This is a genomic window from Aeromonas schubertii (assembly GCF_000820105.1).
Classification (GTDB): domain Bacteria; phylum Pseudomonadota; class Gammaproteobacteria; order Enterobacterales; family Aeromonadaceae; genus Aeromonas; species Aeromonas schubertii.
Genome location: NZ_CDDB01000039.1, coordinates 151,757 through 172,627, shown reverse-complemented (window position 1 = coordinate 172,627; position 20,871 = coordinate 151,757). Strand labels below are relative to the sequence as shown.

Annotated in this window: 21 protein-coding genes; 13 read left to right on the top strand and 8 right to left on the bottom strand. The window is 62.1% G+C overall.

What is annotated here, in order from left to right; translation table 11 throughout:
- Positions 1-21: 21 nt before the first annotated feature.
- The gene (asd, locus tag BN1133_RS07795; RefSeq protein WP_050665965.1) at positions 22-1,137 is read right to left on the bottom strand and encodes an aspartate-semialdehyde dehydrogenase; all 1,116 of its coding nucleotides are present in this window, start codon (positions 1,135-1,137) and stop codon (positions 22-24) included.
- Positions 1,138-1,450: 313 nt separating this feature from the next.
- Between asd and sugE the strand changes: the two genes are divergently transcribed.
- From sugE to pflB, 4 genes are all read left to right on the top strand, one after another.
- Positions 1,451-1,765: a quaternary ammonium compound efflux SMR transporter SugE gene (sugE, locus tag BN1133_RS07790; protein WP_050665964.1), complete on the top strand. Its 315-nt coding sequence runs from the start codon at positions 1,451-1,453 to the stop codon at positions 1,763-1,765.
- A gap of 129 nt (positions 1,766-1,894) precedes the next feature.
- Entirely contained in the window at positions 1,895-3,655 is a 1,761-nt protein-coding gene (ycaO, locus tag BN1133_RS07785) for a 30S ribosomal protein S12 methylthiotransferase accessory factor YcaO (RefSeq protein WP_050665963.1), read from the top strand.
- 365 nt (positions 3,656-4,020) lie between these two features.
- Entirely contained in the window at positions 4,021-4,869 is an 849-nt protein-coding gene (gene focA, locus BN1133_RS07780) for a formate transporter FocA (protein ID WP_050666016.1), read from the top strand.
- A gap of 42 nt (positions 4,870-4,911) precedes the next feature.
- Entirely contained in the window at positions 4,912-7,194 is a 2,283-nt protein-coding gene (gene pflB / locus BN1133_RS07775; protein WP_050666015.1) for a formate C-acetyltransferase, read from the top strand.
- A 133-nt stretch (positions 7,195-7,327) separates the two neighbouring features.
- On the opposite strand, the gene BN1133_RS07770 is transcribed toward pflB, so the two are convergent.
- Positions 7,328-7,795, bottom strand: coding sequence for a DUF4357 domain-containing protein (locus tag BN1133_RS07770; protein ID WP_050666014.1), 468 nt, complete (start codon positions 7,793-7,795; stop codon positions 7,328-7,330).
- A gap of 142 nt (positions 7,796-7,937) precedes the next feature.
- Between BN1133_RS07770 and BN1133_RS07765 the strand changes: the two genes are divergently transcribed.
- From BN1133_RS07765 to BN1133_RS07750, 4 genes are all read left to right on the top strand, one after another.
- On the top strand, positions 7,938-8,606 hold the full coding sequence (locus BN1133_RS07765; protein ID WP_050665962.1) for an ABC transporter ATP-binding protein: 669 nt from the start codon (positions 7,938-7,940) through the stop codon (positions 8,604-8,606).
- The gene (locus BN1133_RS07760) at positions 8,603-11,023 is read left to right on the top strand and encodes an FtsX-like permease family protein (RefSeq protein ID WP_050665961.1); all 2,421 of its coding nucleotides are present in this window, start codon (positions 8,603-8,605) and stop codon (positions 11,021-11,023) included. Before BN1133_RS07765 ends, BN1133_RS07760 begins: the two co-directional genes overlap by 4 nt.
- Positions 11,020-12,069, top strand: coding sequence for a lipocalin-like domain-containing protein (locus tag BN1133_RS07755; RefSeq protein WP_050665960.1), 1,050 nt, complete (start codon positions 11,020-11,022; stop codon positions 12,067-12,069). Before BN1133_RS07760 ends, BN1133_RS07755 begins: the two co-directional genes overlap by 4 nt.
- Positions 12,070-12,444: 375 nt before the next feature.
- Positions 12,445-13,452: an HAD family hydrolase gene (locus BN1133_RS07750; protein ID WP_153006660.1), complete on the top strand. Its 1,008-nt coding sequence runs from the start codon at positions 12,445-12,447 to the stop codon at positions 13,450-13,452.
- A 31-nt stretch (positions 13,453-13,483) separates the two neighbouring features.
- Here BN1133_RS07750 and BN1133_RS07745 read toward each other — a convergent pair whose 3' ends face one another.
- The gene (locus tag BN1133_RS07745) at positions 13,484-13,735 is read right to left on the bottom strand and encodes a hypothetical protein (RefSeq protein WP_050665959.1); all 252 of its coding nucleotides are present in this window, start codon (positions 13,733-13,735) and stop codon (positions 13,484-13,486) included.
- A 182-nt stretch (positions 13,736-13,917) separates the two neighbouring features.
- Here BN1133_RS07745 and BN1133_RS07740 point away from each other — a divergent pair, with 182 nt between their 5' ends.
- Entirely contained in the window at positions 13,918-14,190 is a 273-nt protein-coding gene (locus BN1133_RS07740) for a ribbon-helix-helix domain-containing protein (RefSeq protein WP_050665958.1), read from the top strand.
- Here the strand turns inward: BN1133_RS07740 and BN1133_RS07735 are convergent.
- The 3 genes from BN1133_RS07735 to BN1133_RS07725 form a co-directional block, all read right to left on the bottom strand.
- Positions 14,187-14,582, bottom strand: a complete 396-nt coding sequence (locus BN1133_RS07735; protein ID WP_050665957.1) for a glyoxalase superfamily protein — start codon at positions 14,580-14,582, stop codon at positions 14,187-14,189. The genes BN1133_RS07740 and BN1133_RS07735 overlap by 4 nt on opposite strands.
- 84 nt (positions 14,583-14,666) lie before the next feature.
- Positions 14,667-15,992 carry a GAF domain-containing sensor histidine kinase gene (locus BN1133_RS07730; protein WP_050665956.1) on the bottom strand — a complete coding sequence of 442 codons (1,326 nt, stop codon included), beginning with the start codon at positions 15,990-15,992 and terminating at the stop codon, positions 14,667-14,669.
- Between the two features lie 53 nt (positions 15,993-16,045).
- The gene (locus BN1133_RS07725; RefSeq protein WP_050665955.1) at positions 16,046-16,828 is read right to left on the bottom strand and encodes an alpha/beta fold hydrolase; all 783 of its coding nucleotides are present in this window, start codon (positions 16,826-16,828) and stop codon (positions 16,046-16,048) included.
- A 69-nt stretch (positions 16,829-16,897) separates the two neighbouring features.
- On the opposite strand from BN1133_RS07725, the gene BN1133_RS07720 reads away from it, so the two are divergent.
- The 3 genes from BN1133_RS07720 to BN1133_RS07710 are packed head-to-tail and all read left to right on the top strand — an operon-like array spanning position 16,898 to position 18,098.
- Positions 16,898-17,245, top strand: a complete 348-nt coding sequence (locus BN1133_RS07720) for an MmcQ/YjbR family DNA-binding protein (protein ID WP_050666012.1) — start codon at positions 16,898-16,900, stop codon at positions 17,243-17,245.
- Complete coding sequence (locus BN1133_RS07715; protein ID WP_050665954.1) at positions 17,242-17,730, top strand: GNAT family N-acetyltransferase; 489 nt, start codon at positions 17,242-17,244, stop codon at positions 17,728-17,730. The genes BN1133_RS07720 and BN1133_RS07715 overlap by 4 nt, the downstream gene beginning before the upstream one ends.
- 32 nt (positions 17,731-17,762) lie before the next feature.
- On the top strand, positions 17,763-18,098 hold the full coding sequence (locus BN1133_RS07710; RefSeq protein ID WP_050665953.1) for a DUF3802 family protein: 336 nt from the start codon (positions 17,763-17,765) through the stop codon (positions 18,096-18,098).
- Positions 18,099-18,284: 186 nt separating this feature from the next.
- Here the strand turns inward: BN1133_RS07710 and msrA are convergent, their stop codons facing one another.
- Complete coding sequence (msrA, locus tag BN1133_RS07705) at positions 18,285-18,920, bottom strand: peptide-methionine (S)-S-oxide reductase MsrA (protein ID WP_050665952.1); 636 nt, start codon at positions 18,918-18,920, stop codon at positions 18,285-18,287.
- 67 nt (positions 18,921-18,987) lie between these two features.
- Positions 18,988-19,341, bottom strand: a complete 354-nt coding sequence (locus BN1133_RS07700) for a hypothetical protein (RefSeq protein WP_050665951.1) — start codon at positions 19,339-19,341, stop codon at positions 18,988-18,990.
- Positions 19,342-19,489: 148 nt separating this feature from the next.
- On the opposite strand from BN1133_RS07700, the gene argA reads away from it, so the two are divergent.
- Complete coding sequence (gene argA, locus BN1133_RS07695; protein WP_050665950.1) at positions 19,490-20,818, top strand: amino-acid N-acetyltransferase; 1,329 nt, start codon at positions 19,490-19,492, stop codon at positions 20,816-20,818.
- Positions 20,819-20,871: the final 53 nt, after the last annotated feature.

Here is a 20,871-nt window from a genome sequence, read left to right as displayed (position 1 = left end):
CGTCGGGGAGGGCGAATGCACTTAAGCGCGATCGAGCAGGATGTTGAGCATGCGGCGCAGGGGCTCGGCGGCGCCCCACAGCAGCTGATCACCCACGGTGAAGGCGGAGAGGTACTCAGGCCCCATGTTGAGCTTGCGCAGACGACCGACCGGGATGGCCAGGGTGCCGGTGACGGCGGCCGGGGTCAGCTCCCGTGCCGTGATATCGCGCTCGTTCGGGATCACCTTGACCCAATCGTTGTGGGCCGCCAGCAGGGCCTCGATCTCGGCCAGGGGCAGATCCTTCTTCAGCTTGATGGTGAAGGCCTGGCTGTGGCAGCGCAGGGCACCGACGCGCACGCACAGACCGTCGACCGGCACCGGGGCGCCGTCGATGCCGAGGATCTTGTTGGTCTCGGCCTGACCCTTCCACTCTTCACGGCTCTGACCGTTGGGCAGGGCGGTGTCAATCCAGGGGATCAGGCTGCCGGCCAGGGGCACGCCGAAGTTATCGACCGGCAGGGTGCCGGAGCGGGTCTTCTCGGTGATCTTGCGCTCGATGTCGAGGATGGCAGAGGCGGGATCGGCCAGCTCCACCGCCACCTCGTCGCGCAGCAGCCCCATCTGGGTGACCAGCTCGCGCATATGGCGGGCGCCGCCGCCGGAGGCGGCCTGATAGGTGGCCACGCTTACCCACTCCACCAGATCGGCCTTGAACAGGCCACCCAGGGCCAGCAGCATCAGACTGACGGTACAGTTGCCGCCGACAAAGGCCTTAACGCCCTCGTCCAGGGCGCGCTCGATGACATCGCCGTTGACCGGGTCCAGGATGATAACCGCGTCTTTTTCCATGCGCAGGGCCGAGGCGGCATCAATCCAGTAGCCTTGCCAGCCGCTGGCCAGCAGGCGCGGGTAGACGTCCTTGGTGTAGTCGCCACCCTGACAGGTGATGATGATCTCCTGGCTGGCGAGCGCCTCGATGTCGAAGGCATCCTGCAGGGTGCCGGCATCGATACCGAAGTTGGGGGCGGCCTCGCCGGCTTGCGAGGTGGTGAAGAAGGTGGGCTGGATGCGGGCGAAGTCCTTCTCTTCCTGCATGCGGCTCATCAACACCGAGCCCACCATACCGCGCCAACCGACCAAACCGACTTTTTTCATGATATTTCCTACCCTGGATAGCTGAGAAACTCTCGATAAAAACGCCCTGAGCCCCTTTGGCAACAGAGCGGTAACAAACATTGCGCTGCGAAAAATGCGTCTCTCCACATTACGGATTGTGGGCCGACGCGCAAGTCGATTTCTGCAATATTCCTCGTCGCTTGCTGCAACAGTGTCCCATCCGGGCCAAAGATGGCGCAAAGGCCTCTCTCCCCGTTATGATGAGGACCCATGGCAGCGCGCTGCCCCGCCGGGGACGACCCTGGCGGCCCTCCTTTCGCCGGGACGACCCGGCACCGATAGTGACGCGCTCATGTCCTGGATAGTGCTACTGCTGGCCGGCCTCTTCGAGGTCGCCTGGGCCATTGGCCTTAAATACACCCACGGGTTTAGCCGCCCCCTCCCCACCCTGCTCACCCTGGCGGCCATGGGGGTGAGCATAGCGCTGCTCGCCCAGGCGGTGCGCCAGCTGCCCCTTGGCACCGCCTATGCGGTGTGGACCGGCATAGGCGCCGTCGGTACCGTGCTGCTCGGCATCCTGCTCTTTAACGAGCCGGCCAATGGTGCCCGGCTGCTCTGTGTCGGGCTGATTATCGCCGGCATACTGGGGCTCAAACTGGTCGGTTAATCCCCTGAACGGGGTGACCGCAGGCGAGCGAGAGGGTGGCGCGCCAAATTCCTCGCCCAATGGCCTGCCAAGCCCCCCCGCTCCTGCTATTATCTGCGACCAAACATGAGCCTATCAGGAACAACAGTGATGACTGACCATACCTTTATCCCCGGCAAGGACGCGGCACTGGAAGACTCCATCGAGCGCTTCCAGACCAAGCTGCAGGCCCTGGGCTTCGATATCGAAGAGGCCTCCTGGCTCAACCCCGTGCCCAACGTCTGGTCCGTGCACATCCGCGACAAGGAGTGCCCCCTGTGCTTTACCAATGGCAAGGGTGCCAGCAAGAAGGCCGCCCTGGCCTCGGCTCTGGGCGAATACTTCGAGCGTCTCTCCACCAACTACTTCTTCGCCGACTTCTACCTGGGTGAAGAGGTCGCCAATGGCGACTTCGTCCACTACCCGAACGAGAAGTGGTTCCCCATCGAGGGCGACAAACTGCCGGCGGGTCTGCTCGACGACTTCACCCGCAAGTTCTACAACCCGGAAGGGGAGGTGACCGCCGACATGCTGGTGGATCTGCAATCCAACAACGACGCGCGTGGCATCGTGGCCCTGCCCTTCGAGCGTCAGTCGGATCACCAGACCGTCTACATCCCGATGAACATCATCGGCAACCTCTATGTCTCCAACGGCATGAGCGCTGGCAACACCAAAACCGAGGCGCGTACCCAGGGCCTGTCCGAGGTGTTCGAACGCCACGTCAAGAACAAGATCATCGCCGAGGCCATCAGCCTACCGGAGATCCCGGACGAGGTGATCGCCCGCTATCCGGGGATCAAGGCAGCCATCGACGCCCTGGAGGCCGAAGGCTTCCCGATCCTGAGCTATGACGCCTCCCTCGGTGGTCGTTATCCGGTCATCTGCGTGGTGCTGCTCAACCCCAAAAACGGTACCTGCTTTGCCTCCTTCGGCGCCCACCCGCGCTTCGAGGTGGCCTTCGAGCGCACCGTGACCGAGCTGCTGCAGGGCCGCGGCCTCAAGGATCTCGACGTCTTCATGCCGCCGGCCTTCGATAACGACGAGGTGGCGGATCACCACAACCTGGAGACCCACTTCATCGACTCCTCGGGCCTCATCAGTTGGGATCTGTTCAAGCAAGACGCCGACTTCGAGTTCGCCGACTGGAACTTCGCCGGCTCTACCCAGGAGGAGTTCGACCACCTGATCGGCATCTTCCACGAGCTCGAGCAGCCGGTCTACATCGCCGACTACGAGCACCTGGGCGTCTACGCCTGCCGCATCCTGGTGCCGGGCATGTCCGACATCTATCCGGCCGAGGATCTGCTGCTGGCCAACAACAACATGGGCGCCCACCTGCGCGAGGTGATCCTGGCCCTGCCCTCCCTGGAGTGGGATGCCGAGCAGTACATGGCCCTCTACGACCAGCTGGAAGAGGAAGGACACGACGAGCGCACCCGGGTGCGCGAGCTGCTCGGCATCGCCGCCGCCAAGGGTACCGCCCTGCACACCCTGCGAGTGGGTGAGCTCAAGGCTATGCTGGCCCTGGCCGCCGGTGAGCTGGAGACCGCCCTGGAGTGGATCGACTGGACCATGGAGTTCAACCAGTCGGTCTTCACCCAGGATCGCGCCAACTACTACCGCGCCCTGAAGAGCTCGGTCGAGCTGCTGCTCGATGACGAGCGCGAGCCCGAGCAATACTTCGCCGTCTTCACCCGCATGTATGGCGAGGCCGCCTTCCAGGAGGCGTGGCGCCATGCCAACGGTGAGGCGCGCTTCCATGGCCTTGAAAGCGGCGACGAGTCGCTGGTTCAGTTCCCCCTGCACCAGAAACTGCTGGCCGCCTATGAGAAGCTGCAGCGGGCCAAACGAGCCTTCAGCTGGCAGTAACCACAAGAGGGGGCTCAGGCCCCCTCTCTCTTTCCCGACGCTGTGCCCTTCATCACAAAATGGTGATAAAGAACAATAATTACCCCTTATTGGCTAACCCATTTAGACGTAGCAAGCTGTTGAAGTAGCACGACTTTTTTTTAGCAGTAATTGGCGGCTGCCAATTTAAGCGTTATCAATCATAGGGTTATAAACCCATTAAAAGTGGTTTCACCGGCAACTCAATCCCAAAATAAAGCCTCAAAAGAGGCTGATTGATGTAGTAAAATTACATTAATGATTTGCGAAAATTGATCATGGTCAACTTTGGCGCCAGGTGCCTTTGCTATGATTTCACCAGACATCAACTCTCGGGTGACACTGAATTGAAAGCCGAATCCCCCTTCGATAGTCTCAAGCCTGAAGCCATCGCCGCACTGGCAGAAGACATTACCTACGGAAAAGCCACCAAGCCCGCTTACAAGGCTTTCCCCCTGGCCATCACGGCCGGTGCCTTTATCGCTATCGCCTTCATCTTCTATATCACTGTCACCACGGGTGCCGGCACCATGCCCTGGGGCATGACCAAGCTGGTGGGTGGCCTCTGTTTTGCTCTGGGCCTCATCCTCTGTGTGCTGCTCGGTGGTGAGCTGTTCACCTCCACCACCCTGACCCTGGTGGCCAAGGCGGCCAACCGCATCACCTGGGGCCAACTGTTTCGTAACTGGGGTATCGTCTATTTCGGTAACCTGGTGGGGGGGCTCATCATGGTGGCCCTGATCGCCCTCTCTTCCCAATACATGGCGGCCGATGGTCAGTGGGGCCTGAACGCCATGAAGGTGGCCCAGCACAAGATCCACCATACTTTTATCGAAGCCGTAGCACTGGGCATCCTCTGTAACCTGATGGTGTGCCTCGCCGTGTGGATGGCTTTCGGTGCCCGCAGTGCAACCGACAAGGTGATCGTCATGCTGCTGCCGGTGGCCATGTTCGTCGCCTCCGGTTTCGAGCACAGCATCGCCAACATGTTTATGATTCCGGTCGGCATCGTCATCCACGCCATCGCAGGCCCCGAATTCTGGCAGGCCATCGCCATGGACCCGGCCAAGTTTGCCGACCTGACCGTATCCAACTTTGTGTTCAACAACCTGATCCCCGTCACCATCGGCAACATCATAGGTGGTGGTGTCATGGTTGGTCTGACTTACTGGTTTATCTTCCGTCGTCATCATTAAGGATGATTGCGGACTACATCAATACCGTGAGAGGTAATGAAAATGGCAGAACTTAACGAACAGTTCCAAAAAGCATGGGAAGGCTTCGCAGCCGGTGAATGGCAGACCTCTGTCAACACCCGTGACTTCATCCAGAAGAACTACACCCCGTATGAAGGTGACGAGTCCTTCCTGGCTGGCGCGACCGAAGCTACCACCAAGCTGTGGGACAAGGTCATGGAAGGGATCAAGATCGAAAACCGCACTCACGCGCCGGTCGATTTTGATACCGACCTGCCCTCCACCATTACTTCTCACGATGCCGGCTATATCGAGCAGTCTCTGGAGAAGATCGTCGGCCTGCAGACCGACAAGCCGCTCAAGCGCGCCATCATCGCCAACGGCGGTATCAAGATGGTCAAGACCTCTTGCGAAGTCTACGGTCGTCAGCTGGACCCCATGGTCGAGAAGATCTTCACCGAGTACCGCAAGACCCACAACCAGGGCGTGTTCGATGTCTACACCAAGGACATCCTGAACTGCCGTAAGTCCGGCGTTATCACCGGTCTGCCTGATGCCTACGGCCGTGGCCGTATCATCGGTGACTACCGTCGTGTCGCCCTCTACGGTATCGACTTCCTGATGAAGGACAAGCTGGCCCAGTTCAAGTCCCTGCAGGACGATCTGGAAAACGGCGTCAACCTGGAAGCCACCATCCGCCTGCGCGAAGAGATCTCCGATCAGCACCGCGCCCTGGGTCAGATGAAGGAAATGGCCGCCAAGTATGGCTGCGACATCTCCGTACCGGCCACCAACGCCCGTGAAGCCGTGCAGTGGACCTACTTCGCCTACCTGGCGGCGGTCAAGTCCCAGAACGGTGCCGCCATGTCCTTCGGTCGCACCTCCAGCTTCCTCGACATCTACATCGAGCGTGACCTGCAGAAGGGTCTCATCACCGAGCAAGAAGCCCAGGAGCTGATGGACCACATGGTCATGAAGCTGCGTATGGTTCGCTTCCTGCGTACCCCGGAATACGATTCACTGTTCTCCGGCGACCCGATGTGGGCCACCGAGACCCTGGCCGGTATGGGCGTTGATGGCCGTACCCTGGTCACCAAGAACAGCTTCCGTATGCTGAACACCCTGTACACCATGGGTCCGTCCCCGGAGCCGAACCTGACCATCCTGTGGTCCGAGAAGCTGCCGACCGCGTTCAAGAAGTACTGCGCCAAGGTTTCCATCGAAACCTCTTCCGTTCAGTACGAGAACGACGACCTGATGCGTCCGGACTTCAACAACGATGACTACGCCATCGCCTGCTGCGTCTCCCCGATGATCGTCGGCAAGATGATGCAGTTCTTCGGTGCCCGTGCCAACCTGGCCAAGACCATGCTGTACGCCATCAATGGCGGCGTGGACGAGAAGCTCAAGCTGCAGGTCGGTCCGAAGACCGCACCGATCACCTCCGAGTACCTGGACTACGACGAAGTGATGGACAAGCTGGACCACTTCATGGACTGGCTGGCCAAGCAGTACGTCGCTGCCCTGAACATCATCCACTACATGCACGACAAGTACAGCTACGAAGCCTCCCTGATGGCGCTGCACGATCGTGATGTGTACCGTACCATGGCATGTGGTATCGCCGGCCTCTCCGTTGCCGCCGACTCCCTGTCTGCCATCAAGTACGCCAAGGTCAAGCCGGTGCGTGACGAAGACGGTATCTCCATCGACTTCGAAATCGAAGGTGAGTACCCGCAGTTCGGTAACAACGACGAGCGCGTCGATGCCATTGCCTGCGACCTGGTTGAGCGCTTCATGAAGAAAATTCAGCAGCTCAAGACCTACCGTGGTGCCGTTCCGACCCAGTCCGTACTGACCATCACCTCCAACGTGGTGTACGGCAAGAAGACCGGTAACACCCCGGATGGCCGCCGCTCCGGCGCTCCGTTTGGCCCGGGTGCCAACCCGATGCACGGTCGTGACCAGAAGGGTGCCGTTGCCTCTCTGACCTCCGTCGCCAAGCTGCCGTTTGCCTATGCAAAGGATGGTATCTCCTATACCTTCTCCATCGTGCCGAACGCACTGGGCAAGGATATGGATGCCCAGAAGGCCAACCTGGCCGGTCTGATGGACGGTTACTTCCACCACGAAGAGAGCGTAGAGGGTGGCCAACACCTGAACGTCAACGTGATGAACCGCGAGATGCTGCTCGACGCCATGGAAAACCCCGAGAAGTACCCGCAGCTGACCATCCGTGTCTCCGGCTATGCCGTTCGCTTCAACTCCCTGACCAAGGAGCAGCAGCAGGACGTCATCACCCGTACTTTCACTGCCACCATGTAATTCATAGGTTCAGTGATAAAACCGGCGCCTCGTGCGCCGGTTTTTTTTTGGCCTCTTCAGGGCGACCGGGGTCAGGATGACCGGAGGCCCGGACTCTGGCGGAGATCCAATAAAAAAGCAGGGTCTCCCCTGCTTACTCTTTCTTGCCAAACCCTGACTGTTTCAGGGTATGGCCGCTGCTGTTGTGCCAGGCATCGAGACCGCTTCGGTTGTTCCCTGCCACCAGGCTGGCGGCGAGGCTCGGGCTGTTGAAGAGTTGATCCACCGTGAAGCGATATCCCTCGTCATGACGCGCGAGGGCCCCCTTGGCCAGCAGCTCTTCGCGCAGCTCGATCACCGCCTCGCGCAGGGAGGCCGCATCCTCGCCGTTGGCGGTGGAGCCCGCCAGCACCATGAAGCCCGGGCTCTGGCGCTTGCCCACCGGGTAGCCCTGCGCCTCAGCACCCTTCACCGAGAAGTGGTAGATCTCCCGCTCGCCGGGGCGACTCTCGGCCAAGGCCCGTTGCAGGGCCATCAACTCTTCATAGATGTCGATCGGCACCACAGCAGCCTGCCGGTTGCCCTTGCTATCGACGATGAAACTCACCTGTTTCTGTAACAGCATCCCTGAGATCCCCTGAGCCAGAATGGCTTCTATTTTAACCATCCCGGACAGAGGGGATCCAGCCTCGGGCGCCTCTGGTTTTGCCACCCATGTCACCAACTGGCATAGTAGTAACCTCTTGACCTGGCTGGATATCCCCATGATCACCCTGAGCGGCGTGCGCAAGTGTTTCGATACCGGACGCCAGTCCCTGACCCTTTTTACCGGGCTCGACCTCACCCTGGCGCCCGGCCGTCTGCACCTGCTGCTTGGGCAGAGCGGCTCGGGCAAGTCGACCCTGCTGCGCCTGATTGCCGGACTCGAGCGGCCCGACGCCGGCACCATTACCCTCGATGAGATCCGTCTCGATACCCTGGCTGCCGATCCCATGGCACGCCTGCGCGGTCGCCACTTCGGCATCGTCTACCAAGAGTACAATCTGCTGCCCACCCTCAAGGTGTGGGAGAATCTGGCCCTGGCCCTCGAGGTCAACCGCCTGCCGGTGGATCAGGGCGCCATCATGGCCCTGCTCGATCGCCTCGGCGTGGCGACCCAGGCCGATCGCTTCCCCGATACGCTATCCGGTGGGCAGCGCCAGCGAGTGGCACTGGCCCGCGCCCTCATCCACCGCCCGCGCTGGATCCTGGCCGACGAGCCCACCGGCAGCCTGGATGAGGCCAACGCCGCCCAGGTGATGGATCTGCTGGTGGCGGCGGTACGCGAGCAGGGGTGCGGCCTGCTGCTGGTCAGTCACAACCCGGCCTATGGGGCTCTGGCCGATCGGGTGCTGCACCTGGAAGGCGGCGCCCTGCACGAGTCGCGCCCATGAGTCTGGCCCTGCGCTCCCTGCTGCGCCTCTATCGCACCCATCCCTGGTTGCTGCTGATGAGCCTGTTTGGCCTCATTCTGGGGGCCGCACTGGTGGTGGCTATCGATCTTATCAATCACAGCGCGCGCACCAACTTCGTGGCGGCCCGCACCCAGATAGAGGGAGAGGCCAACTGGCGCCTGGCTCCCGAGGGGGGCATCGACGAGCGGCGTTTCGTCACCTGGGCCACCTCCCTCCCGGGACTCGATGCCGCCCCCCAGATCCACGCCTGGCTGCGCGACGAGACCGGCCAGCCGTTTCAGCTCATCGGCATCGATCCTCTCTTCGGCGGACCATTGCGCCGCCTCATTCAATCCGGCGCCCCCGAGCCGGCCAGTGAGGATGAGCAGGCGGTCTGGATCGCCCGAAAAGAGGCGGCCCGCCTCGATTGGCAGCTTGGGCAGCCACGCACCTTCCTGCTCGCCGAGCGACGCCTCACCCTGCGCCTGGCGGGTCTGCTCGAGGAGGGGGAGATCCCCCTCGATCACCTGCTGGTGACCGATATCGGCCTGGCCCAGCAGTGGCTGGGACGCGAGGGGCGCATCGATCGGGTCTACTTTCGGCTGGACGAGGCCGGGGTGAAGGCGTTGACGGCCCGGCTTGCTCCCGGCGAAGCCCTCGAGCGCACCGGCCCCGAGCTCGATGCCAGCCGGCTCGGGGATGCCCTGGCCCTCAATCTCACCGCCCTCTCCCTGCTGGCCCTGGCGGTGGGGCTCTTCCTGGTCTTCAACGCCCAGCGCTTCGTGCTCTCGGTGCGCCGCCCCCATCTGGCACGTCTCATCACGGTCGGGCTGGGGCCAACGCGCCTGCTGCGCCTGCTCGCCACCGAGCTGCTGCTCATCACCTTAACCGGCGCCCTGCTCGGCATGATGCTGGGGGTGGCCTTGGCGGCCGCCCTGATGGGGCAGGTGGGGCAGGCACTGGGGGATCTCTATGGCCCCAACCCCATCCATCTGCTGCGCCTGACCCCCCTCACCTTTATCAAGACGCTGCTGCTCTGTCTGGCCGGGGTGGTGGCCGCCAATCTTCCCGCCTGGTATGGCCTGCTGCGCCGCCCCCTGCGCGAGCTGGAGCTACCCGGCCCCGGGATGAGCCGGCCTCGCCTGCGCCGATGGATGGCGCTGATGCTGCTCGGACTTGGCGGCGTGCTGCTCGGTTGGCAAGCAAGCGGCCTGCCCGGCGCCCTGCTGCTCTCGGCCTGCTGGCTGCTCTCCATGGCCCTGTGGCTGCCGGATCTGCTCACTCCGCTGCTGGGGCGACTGCGCCACCTCGGGCGCAGAGAGCAGTCGAAGAATGGACACAGAGGCGGCCCCTGGCTGTTGCGCCTGGCCATGAGCGAGCTCGACTTCGAGCGCGAGCGCAACACGGTGGCGGTGATGGCCCTGCAGCTCGCCATCGCGGCGGCCATCGGCATCGGCGTCATGGTGGCGAGTTTTCGCCTGAGCGTGGAAGGGTGGCTGGTCCAGCGTCTGGCGGCCGATCTCTATGTGACGGCCCCTCGAGCCCCCCAGGGGGGCTATGCCAGCCTCCCGCCGACCCTGATCCCCTGGCTCGAGGCGCAAGGATCGCTTCAGCTCTCCCGGCGACGAGTCGACTCGGCCCTGCTCGGGGATCAGGCCATCGAGTTGGCGAGTATGGAGATGATCCCGCCTCTGATGCGCGGCTATCCCCTGCTCACGGGGCGTCTGCCCGGCCCCGGCGAGGCCCTCGCCAGCGAGCCCCTGCTGCGCCGTTTCGACCTTAAGGTGGGAGACAGGGTGCACATCGAGGGTCCCTTCGGTCGGCTCACCCTGCGCCTTTGCGGCAGCTACCGGGACTATGGCAGCGACAAGGGGCAATTGCTGCGCCCCTGGCAGACAACTCTTAACCCCCACTCCCTGGCGCTCTTTGCCCCCCCACCCGAGTTAGAGGCCGAGTTGGCGGCACGCTTCGGGGACGGTGTGCGCCTGCTGCCCGCCCGAGGGATCCTCACCCAGGCGCTGGCCATCTTCGATCAGACCTTTGTGGTGACCGAGCTACTCAAACTGCTCATCCTCGCCATCGCCTTCGCCGGAGTCGCCATCGCCTTCATGGTGCAGGGGCTGGCCCGCGCCCCCTGGCAGCAGACCCTGCACGCCCTCGGCCTCACCCGGGGGGAGCTGCTGCGCCTGCAACTGTGGCAGGGGGGCGTGCTGGGGCTGCTCACCGCCCTGCTCGCCCTGCCGGTGGGGTATGGCCTGGCCTGGATCCTGATCGAGGTGGTCAATCCCCGCGCCTTCGGCTGGAGCCTCGCCTTCACCCCGGCCCCCGCCCACGCCGCCCTGGCCCTGCTGCTCGCCCCCCTGTCGGCACTGGCCGCCTCGGCCCTGGCCTGGCACCTGACGAGAAGAGCCTCATGACGCGCTTTCTGATCCTGCTGCTGTGCGCCCTCCCCCTCTGGGCCAGCGAGCTCGGCTCCCTGCTGGGGGGCGATGCCACCGGCTTTCGCAAGGCGAGCCGGGAGCATCCCCTGCGCCTGCCCCTCGATCACGGGGCGCACCCGGACTACCGCTCCGAGTGGTGGTATCTCACCGGCCATCTCAAGGATGAGCAGGGGCGCGAATATGGCCTGCAGTGGACCCTGTTTCGCCAGGGGATAAGACCCGGCGAGGCGGCCAGCAACCCTTGGCGCATTCCCCAGATCTGGCTGGCCCAGGCGGCCATCACGGATCTGGCCAGTGGCCGTCACCTGAGCGACGAGCGCATCAGCCGCCAGGGGCCCGGCCTTGCCGGGGCAAGCCGCGGGCGCTACTGGCTGCGGGATTGGGCGCTGATCGCCCGGGGTGACGATCTCTTCCCCGCAACCCTGACCGTGAGCGCCGCCCCCTTCACCCTGGACCTGGAGGCGATCGCCAGCAAGCCCGCCGTGCTGCAGGGGGATGGAGGCTACAGCGAGAAGAGCCCGGGTAACGCCTCTTACTACTACTCCTACCCGAGGCTCTCCTTGCGCGGCACCCTCACCCTGGGCGGAGAGGCCCGTGCGGTGCAGGGTCAGGGCTGGTTCGATCACGAGTGGAGCAGCTCGGTATTGGCCCAGTGGCAGGCGGGGTGGGACTGGTTCTCCCTGCAGCTTGACGACGGGCGCGAGCTGATGCTGTTTCGCCTGCGCACCAAGGCTGGGCACACTGAGCCCGAGAGCCGCTACGCCGTGGTGATTGAGCGAGACGGCCGCCAGCGGCAGATCCCGGCCGGGCAGATAAGTTTTATCCCGGGCAAGGTGTGGCGCGGCCCCAAGGGGGAGGCCTATCCCATCGAGTGGCGACTCAAGGCCGGGGATCTTAACCTCACCATCCGGGCCCGCCAGGCGAGTCAGGCCATGAGCGGACACTTCGACTACTGGGAGGGCGCGGTGAGCGTCTCGGGGGATGCCAGCGGCCTGGGTTATCTGGAGATGACCGGGTATTAGGCCGGCATGGAGTGCCACATGATCCCGCGCCGGAGTGAGCCAGCGATTCGATACCGCCCCGACGGCCCTGACCGAACGCGGGTGACGTTCTGGCCACTGCTTAGGGGCGACTGTCACCTGTTTCTCTTTCCTGACTCAGACCCCCATTGACGGCTCCTGTTTTGAGGCCAGGATCCCGGCCGGGATCCATCGCCCCCGACCACCCTGAGTGTCGATCTCAACAATCCATCACCTAAACTGCGCGCTCGCTCACAGCGTCACGAGCACAAAAGACACTCATCCTCCCGTGTCAGCCCCAGTACAAGGTGGCAACCCTATGATCGACCTTTATCGGCGACCAGAACCCGCCACCAGTACTGCTCGAAGGTTAATACCATGCACATGAGCTCCCTCACTGCCGCACTGTTACTCCTGACCACCTTTGCCTCTCAGGCCGCCCAGAGCGACCCTCTGCCGGCCTGGAATAACACGGCCGCCAAACAAGGTGTCCTTGACTGGATTGCCAACGCCACCGACCCCGCCAAAGGAACCTTTATTCCCCGGGAAAAACGCCACGTAGTGTTTGATAACGACGGCACCCTCTGGCCAGAAGCACCGGTGACATTTCAACTGCAATTTGCGGTGGACGAGATCAAACGCCTGGCCCCGGCACACCCCGGGTGGAAGGCGGATCCCATCGTCCAAGCCACACTCAACAACGATTTCCAGGCTATCGCCAAATCCGGCCGGCGAGGCCTGGCACGCTTGCTGGCTCTGACGCACAGCGACATGGATTCGAGCGAGTTTCGTCAACGCGTGACCACCTGGCTCAGCCACCACCGGGATCCACGTTATGGATGCCAGTACGATCAACTTGGCTACCTACCGATGAGACAGCTGCTTGATCTCCTCAGGGCCAATGACTTCCAGACCTGGATTGTCTCCGGCGGTGGCATCGATTTCATGCGGGTCGTGTCTGAAAAGATGTACGGTATCGCGCCTCAACAGGTTATTGGCTCCTTTGCCATCAACACCTTCGCCCTCAGCCAGGAGGGGAGCGAGATCCAGAAAGGCATGAGCGGGGCCTTCTTCAATGACGGGGCGAGTAAACCGGTGGCTATCCATCTCTTCATGGGTCAGCGCCCGGTGGCGGCGTTTGGTAACAGTGATGGGGATGTTCCCATGCTGCAATACACGTCGACCAACCCTGACTACGCCCCCCTTGGATTACTGATCCACCATACCGATGGCGAGCGTGAATACGCCTACGATAGCCATCCGCCGGCAAGCGGCAAGCTGGTCGAGGGGCTTGCTCAAGCCAAGCAACGGGGCTGGGTCGTTGTGGATATGAAAAACGACTGGAACAGGGTTTTCGACCCGGCCCTTTGCCCGGGGGCCCCTTAAGGGAGCTGCCGCCCCGCCAGGAGTGGGCGATTCAGGCCGGTATCCGGCCATTGCGCACCAGGGCCCGGCGAATATTGCGGCACATCTTGCCAAAGCGGCTGAGTTCGTCGAAGGTGGGGGGAATGCCCCGCTCGATCTGATGCTGCCAATAGCAAAGTTCGGTATCGACCAGCTCCATCAGCTTCTTGGGGCAACCGAGGCAGGTGTTGTCGGGACCACAGCGAAAGGTATCGGCCCGGTAGAGGGGGAACTCCCTCTTGACCGCATCGATAATTTGCTGCATTGCAGTGATCCTGTCCGGTTTTCTGCTCATCATGCGGCCCCCTCTCACTGGCCGGGGATGATAGGGGGGCCACGCCTTGAGATCCATACCTCCTCCGGTCGAGCACCGTGCCTGCAAACCCGATTTTGACCCGAAAGCCGAAGTTGCTTACTCTTGCCTCCTCTTTCCCTCTGGATCTTCCCATGTGCACCCTCTTTGCTGGCCAGAGCCCTGACCACTATACCTGCACCACCCGCTCGGTCCGGCTCTGTGGCCACAGCACCAGTATCCGGCTCGAAAACAAGTTCTGGGATATCCTCGAGCAGATTTGCCAGGCCGAGGGACGCACCATAGGGCAGTTTCTCTCAGCGCTCTATCAGGAGTCTCTGGCCAGCGGCATGGACAAAAGTAACTTCACCTCTCTGCTGCGCTGCTCATGCCTTATCCACCTCGAGACTCGTACCGCTACATCCTAGGCAAAACGGCCGCTGCGCTCGATAAACTCGATCTTGTAGCCGTCGGGGTCGGTGATAAAGAAGAGGCGCGCCAACAGCATCCCCTCATGGCGCATCTCTCTGATCGGTGAAGGGGCAAGCCCGAGGCAGATCAGCCTGTGGTGGGCCGCCTCTATCTCCTCCACCGTCACGGCCATATGGCCATAGCCGCTACCGTGGCTGTAAGGCTCGCGCTGGTCGTGGTTGTGGGTCAGCTCGAGCTCGTAGCCGCTCTGCTCATTGGCCAGGTAGCTCAGGGAGAAGTCCTCGAAGAGAAAACGATCCTTCACCTCGAGCCCGAGGGCATCACGATAGAAACGGGTCGACGCATCCAGGTCGCGGACCCGGATCATGGTGTGGGCTAATTTGGTCATCTTGGCTCCTTGGTAACGAGAGCCTTAGGGTAACGAGTCGCTCATCGTGTGGGGTAGTAGCGCGCTACCACAGGCGCATGCCCCTCACACCCGCCCCGGTGCCGTCAGGGGAAAGCGCAGGATAAAGCGGCAACCCGCACCGGTAAGCACGGGGGCCAGATCCAGACTCCCCCCCAGGATGGCACTGGCAATACGCCGTGAGATGGCCAGCCCCATCCCTGAACCTTGCCCAAGTCGGGTGGTGAAGAAGGGATCGAAGGCGTGGGCCCGCACCTCGGGTGCCATACCGGTGCCATTGTCCTCCAGTGTCAGCTCTACCATTCCCCCTGTCACCCTGGCCTCCAGGGTGATTTGTGGATCACTCACCCCCGCCAGTCCGTGGCGCAACGCGTTTTGCAACAGATGGTGGAGCAAGAGTCCCAGTGGCTCGGGGAAGCTGTCACAGCCAATACCCTGCGGTACCCGGTTCTCGACCCTCACCCCCCCGGGCTCCAGCCCCTCGACCCTGACTTGCTCGGCAATACGCTCGCACAGATCGAAACGATGGCGCTGCTCGGAGACCTGCTCGACAGAGACCCGTTTAAAGTCATTGATGAGGCGGCTCAGACGCTGCAGCTCCTTGTCGGCCACCGAGCAGATCTCACGCCCACTCACCACAAACTCTTCGAGCAGTGAACGGGCCAGCGTCTTGCTCTCTAGCTGCCTCTCCAGGGCGGCGAAACGATCCCCCAGGGTGGTGAGCAGGGTGATCACGTTGCCAAGAGGGGTATTGAGTTCGTGCGAGACGCCCGCCACCATGGCCCCCAGCGCCGCCAGCTTCTCGTGATTAAGCAGCTCCTCCTGCTGCACCTTGACCGAGTACAGAGCCGTGGCAAGCTGCTCCCCGCGCTCCACCAACGCCTGCTGGGCCGATTCAAGCTGCAAATTGTCGAGCAGGATGTGCAAGCTGGCCTGCACGCTGTCGCGAAACTGCTCGAGCAGCTCGGGATAGGGAGAGGGATAGGGGTTCTCTTCCCGGCTCAGCACACAGATGGTGCCGAAGATATGGCCATCGGGCCAGAGGATGGGGAGACCGCAGTAGGAGATCATCTGCAGCTTGATATCGGGGTTGTGATCCCACAGGGGATCCTTGAGGGCATTGGGCACGATCAGGGGACGGCGGGTATCCATCACGTGCTCGCAGTAGAGCCCGGAGTCGAGGTGCTCCCGCGCCCCCTCCCCATAGCAGTTGTCGGAATGGTTACCGCTGACGAAGACCTCTATCTCCCGGGCATGGACCCGCATGATGAGGCTCGCCGGTACCTCGAACAAGCGGGCGATGAGATCCAGGGTCTGCTGCCATGAGGCCTTCAGGTTAACCGGGATCTCGATATCGGCGTGGATGGGGTACTTGGGGGAAAAGGCACTCATGGTGAACAGTCCAACGGGTTATCTCTGAATAAGATAGACCCGCGCCACCCGGCTCACCCGTCTTGAGCGGCAAGAAAGGCGATGGACTGACGATTGAATCGCTCCGGGCTCTCTACGTTACAGACGTGGCCGCATCCCTCGATCACCGCCAGCTCGCTATAGGGGTCGCGCGACACCTGCTCGCGCACCGGCGCGAGGAACATGTAGTCCTCCTCTCCCATGATATAGAGGGTCGGAATCGAGACCGGTCGCTCGCGAAAGTAGCGCATCAGGGGGTTGACCTCGGTGGCGAGACGAAACCAGCGTTTGAACTCCTTCTGACACAGGCGCCGCGCCTCGCGCACGAAGAGCAGGCGCGACTCGCGATGGCGATCCCGTGGCATGATGATGAAGGCAAACAGACGATAGAGCCACATATAGGGAAGGATGTGCTGACCGAGGCGTCCCAGTTGCACCAGGATGCGCGAGCGAATATCGAGGCGCAAGATGGCGCCGCCCAGCACCATGCTCTTGACCCGCTCGGGGCAGAGCTCGGCCAGATGGCGGATAAGGATGGTCCCAAGGGAGATGCCGACGAAGTGGGCACGCTGGATCCCCAGGTGATCGAGCAGGCGGACGATATCCTCGGTCACCGCCCGAAAGCTGTATTTGCCCTGCACCACCTGCTGCAGGCGATGGGAGTGGCCGTGACCGCGCAGATCGAGCAGCAGCACATTGAAGCGCTCCCGGTACGCCTTGAGCTGGCGAAACCAGATGTTGGAACTCCCCCCCGCCCCGTGGACGAAGACAACCCAGGGCCTGTCGGGCCCAACTTCATAGGTCTTGTGATAGAGCATCCGCGCATGCGCCTCTGTCGGGGTTATACTGGGTCGCCGATTCTAACAGAAAAGCCGGAGCGAACCTTGATAACGCTCACTGCCGTGCGGGATCACCTGCTAAGCCTCCCCGCCGCCACCGAAGATACTCCCTTCGGACCTGAGGTACTGGTCTATCGTCTGCACGGCAAGATGTTTGCCCTGCTGCGCTGGGAGGCCAATCCCATGGTGCTCAACCTCAAGTGCGATCCCGAGCTGGCGCTGCTGCTGCGCGAGATCCACCCGGAAGTGACCCCGGGCTGGCACATGAACAAGCGCCACTGGAACAGCGTTACCTTGCAAGACACCCTGGCCGACGATCTCTGGCAGGGGTGGGTGCACCACTCCTATCAGAGGGTAAGTGCCACCCTGCCCCGCCGCCTGCAGAGGCCTCTATGATGCTGACCATCAGCCCCATGCAGCCAGGCGATCACGACGCGCTGGCAACCCTGTTCGAGCACTCGGTACGCCATAGCGCTCCCGGGCACTACACACCACAGCAGGTCGAAGCCTGGGCGGTCGGCGCCCGCAGCCCCGCCTTTCTAAGGGAGCTGGCCGCCAGCGAGGGCTGGGTGGCCTGGCTGGATGCAAACCGGGTGGGTTTCGTCACCCTGACCAGAACTGCCCATCTGGGTCTTCTCTATGTGGCACCGGATCACCAACGACAGGGCATAGGCGAACATCTGGTGACCACAGTGCTCGCCTCTGCCAGGGAGAGAGGCTGGCACGAGCTGCAAACCGAGGCCAGTCTGCTGAGTCTTGGGCTATTTTTAAGACTGGGTTTTCGGGTGACGGCGCTCGAGCAGATCCGGCGCGGGTCGGTACTCTTTTCCCGCCATCGTCTCCGTTACCGATTGTCATCCCCGGTGGGCTCACTACAATAGCTCCATTTCCATCACACATTGAGTAGCGCGACATGGTTGTAGACGGTGAAGGGTATCTGGCGCTCATCGAATATCTGGTCGAGAGCCTTGGACTGTTTGAGCAAAAGGGCGACGAGGCCGGAGGTGAGACCATCGAGCATCTGGTGAGCGACCAGGTCGCCGAGAGCCTGATCGCCTTGTGCGAGCAGAACCCTCAGCTCGACTCCAAGGTCCGCTTCGTCATTATGCGTGAAGCCGACTCAGTGGTGGCCGACCTGCAAGAGGTCCTCTCCGCCGTCTGGGAGCGTCCGGCCACGGCCGCCCAGCGGGAGTTTCTCATCGAATTTATCATTCTTATCAAGAACCTCTTCGACAGCGCCATCCGCTAACCTGATTCCCCCACCCAAAAAGAAACAGGCCGCCCGTTGCAGCGGGCGGCCTGGCTTGCTGTCATCTTGTTTGGCAAGAAGTGTCTGGTCTGGGCCCCCGTCCATGAGGGCTCAACTGGTTGGAGCACTCCTGGCAAAGAAAGTTCATTTTATTTCTGCTTTTTTTACTACCGGTACAGTTTGCGTTCAATTCGCCCCAACGGGCAGGCAGACACCAATCCCCCCCAGACCACAATACCCCTCGGGATTCTTGGCCAGATATTGCTGGTGATACTCCTCGGCGTAATAAAACGGAACCAGGGGCAAGATGGCCGTGGTGATAGTCCGGCCATCACCGCTTTGTGCCATCGCCCCCTGATAGACGGCCAGGCTTGCCTCGGCCTCGGCCCGCTGCGCCTCGTCGGCCCAGAAGATGACAGAGCGATACTGAGTGCCCACATCACCGCCCTGGCGCATTCCCTGCGCCGGATCGTGATGCTCCCAGAAGAGGCGCAGCAGATCCCCGTAACGAATACGGGTCGGATCGAACACCACCTGCACCGTCTCTGCGTGACCGGTCAGGCCGCTGCATACCTCTCGATAAGTGGGATTGGGGGTCATCCCGCCCTGATAACCCGCCGCCGTCGACCAGACCCCTTCCTGCTGCCAGAAGAGGCGCTCGACGCCCCAAAAACAGCCCATGCCAAACCAGGCAACCGCCATCCCATCGGGCCAGGGCCCGACGGTGGCATGCCCGTTGACAACGTGCACCGGATTGACGGCTAGGGGCTCGCTACGCCCCGGCAGGGCATCGGCGGGCGATACCAGGCTGATGTTTTCCATGACTCTCTCCTGACGGCTCCATGAGCGAGCGACAATACGGGAGAGTCAGACCCGGGATCAAGAGGGGTCAGACGATCCAAAACCCTTCGACACCCTCCTCCCCGCTCACCTTGAGGTGGAGCAGCAACTCATCCTCACAACTCGAGAAGGTGCCCTTCCAGAGCAACAGGGTGTCGTGACCCCGCCGTAGCCGGGTCAGAAAGGTGAGACGAAGACAGGGGCCAAAGCGCTCGCGAAACTGGAGGCTTCCCTTGTGAAACCGCTCGGCACCGTACTCCCCGGCAACGAAGTCGGGGGGCAAGAGGGCCGAGAAGCTGGCCAGATCCCCGTCGCCATAGGCCGTGAGCAGTTGCAGTAGCAGAGGGCCAAGCCGCTCGGCCAGAGGCTCATCCTCCGGCAACTCGAGATGTGGTTGGGTCATATGACTCTCCCCTCTGAAACAGGCTGTGATGCGCTCATCCTAGCACCTGGAGAAATAAAGAGCTCACTCAGAATAAATAAGCTTGATTTGTGAATTGATTTTCATATATTGACCCCATTCGTGACTTTCTATTGTTAGGGCTTCAGCTGTGCGTGAAAGGGATCCCGCTCTGGTCAATGCATTTCGTCAATCCACCCCCTATGTCAACTTCCATCGGGGTGGCACCTTCGTGTTGATGGCGGGGGGAGAAACCATCAGTCACCCCAACTTCAGCAACATCATCAATGATATCGCCCTGTTGCAGACGCTGGGTATCCGTCTGGTGCTGGTCTTCGGCGCCCGCCCCCAGATCGACGAGGCGCTGGCCCGCCACCAGATAGCCCCCCACTTCCACAAGCAGACCCGGGTCACCGACGAGGAGAGCCTCGCTATCATCAAGCAGGTGTGTGGCGGCATGCAGTTCGAGATCACCTCCCGCCTCTCCATGGGGCTGGCCCACACCCCCATGCAGGGGGCTCGCATCAGCGTGGTGAGCGGCAACTTCGTCACCGCCCAGCCGCTGGGGGTGGACGAAGGGGTCGACTACTGCCTGAGCGGCCGGGTACGACGCATCGACACCGACGGGATCCGTCGCCAGCTGGATCAGCAGAACCTGGTGCTCATCTCCCCCATCGGCTGCTCGGTCACCGGCGAGAGCTTTAACCTCTGCTCGGAAGAGGTGGCCCAGCGCATCGCCATTGATCTCAGAGCCGACAAGCTCATCTGCTTTAGCTCCCATCAGGGGGTGCTCGACGCGGGGGGCAATGCCATCTCCGAGCTCTTTCCCGAAGAGGCGCAGGAGCATCTGGCCCTGCTCGCCCAGGAGGGGGATCACCTCTCGGGCACGGCTCGCTATCTGCGCGCCGCCATCGCCTCCTGCCGCGGCGGGGTACCGCGCTCCCATCTGGTGAGCTACACGGAAGACGGGGCCTTGCTGCAGGAGCTCTTCACCCGGGAGGGGGTGGGCACCCAGATAGTGCGCGAGAGTGCCGAGCGGGCGCGCTCCGCCACCATAGACGACATCGGCGGCATACTGGACCTTATCCGCCCCCTGGAGGAGGAGGGCATTCTGGTGCGCCGCTCCAGGGAACAGTTGGAGATGGAGATCGAGCACTTCACCGTGATCGAGCGCGACGGCCTCATCATCGGCTGCGCCGCCCTCTACAGCTTTCCCGACGAGGCGATGGCCGAGATGGCCTGCGTGGCCATTCATCCCGAGTATCGCAGTGGCCACCGGGGGGACATGCTGGTCGGCCGGGTCAGCGAGCAGGCTCGCAGACAGGGGATAGAGCGCCTCTTCGTGCTCACCACCCGCTCCATCCACTGGTTTCAGGAGCGCGGTTTTTATCCTGTGGTCGTGGAGGATCTTCCTGTGGCCAAGCAGCGCCTCTACAACTGGCAGCGCCGCTCCAAGATTTTGCTAAAGAACATTACTTAATTGATTGATTTAAAATGAGTAAAAAAAGAACCCTTAATGTTTGTCGATTCTTG

Bases quoted from the DNA above. Each gene is read 5' to 3' on its own strand.
- sugE (WP_050665964.1), top strand. From the start codon at position 1,451: ATGTCCTGGATAGTGCTACTGCTGGCCGGCCTCTTCGAGGTCGCCTGG.
- BN1133_RS07715 (WP_050665954.1), top strand. From the start codon at position 17,242: ATGATGCTGACCATCAGCCCCATGCAGCCAGGCGATCACGACGCGCTG.
- BN1133_RS07745 (WP_050665959.1), bottom strand. From the start codon at position 13,735: ATGCAGCAAATTATCGATGCGGTCAAGAGGGAGTTCCCCCTCTACCGG.
- ycaO (WP_050665963.1), top strand. From the start codon at position 1,895: ATGACTGACCATACCTTTATCCCCGGCAAGGACGCGGCACTGGAAGAC.
- BN1133_RS07740 (WP_050665958.1), top strand. From the start codon at position 13,918: ATGTGCACCCTCTTTGCTGGCCAGAGCCCTGACCACTATACCTGCACC.
- asd (WP_050665965.1), bottom strand. From the start codon at position 1,137: ATGAAAAAAGTCGGTTTGGTCGGTTGGCGCGGTATGGTGGGCTCGGTG.
- BN1133_RS07725 (WP_050665955.1), bottom strand. From the start codon at position 16,828: ATGCTCTATCACAAGACCTATGAAGTTGGGCCCGACAGGCCCTGGGTT.
- BN1133_RS07700 (WP_050665951.1), bottom strand. From the start codon at position 19,341: ATGACCCAACCACATCTCGAGTTGCCGGAGGATGAGCCTCTGGCCGAG.
- BN1133_RS07760 (WP_050665961.1), top strand. From the start codon at position 8,603: ATGAGTCTGGCCCTGCGCTCCCTGCTGCGCCTCTATCGCACCCATCCC.
- msrA (WP_050665952.1), bottom strand. From the start codon at position 18,920: ATGGAAAACATCAGCCTGGTATCGCCCGCCGATGCCCTGCCGGGGCGT.
- BN1133_RS07710 (WP_050665953.1), top strand. From the start codon at position 17,763: ATGGTTGTAGACGGTGAAGGGTATCTGGCGCTCATCGAATATCTGGTC.
- BN1133_RS07765 (WP_050665962.1), top strand. From the start codon at position 7,938: ATGATCACCCTGAGCGGCGTGCGCAAGTGTTTCGATACCGGACGCCAG.
- BN1133_RS07755 (WP_050665960.1), top strand. From the start codon at position 11,020: ATGACGCGCTTTCTGATCCTGCTGCTGTGCGCCCTCCCCCTCTGGGCC.
- BN1133_RS07730 (WP_050665956.1), bottom strand. From the start codon at position 15,992: ATGAGTGCCTTTTCCCCCAAGTACCCCATCCACGCCGATATCGAGATC.
- BN1133_RS07750 (WP_153006660.1), top strand. From the start codon at position 12,445: ATGCACATGAGCTCCCTCACTGCCGCACTGTTACTCCTGACCACCTTT.
- BN1133_RS07735 (WP_050665957.1), bottom strand. From the start codon at position 14,582: ATGACCAAATTAGCCCACACCATGATCCGGGTCCGCGACCTGGATGCG.
- pflB (WP_050666015.1), top strand. From the start codon at position 4,912: ATGGCAGAACTTAACGAACAGTTCCAAAAAGCATGGGAAGGCTTCGCA.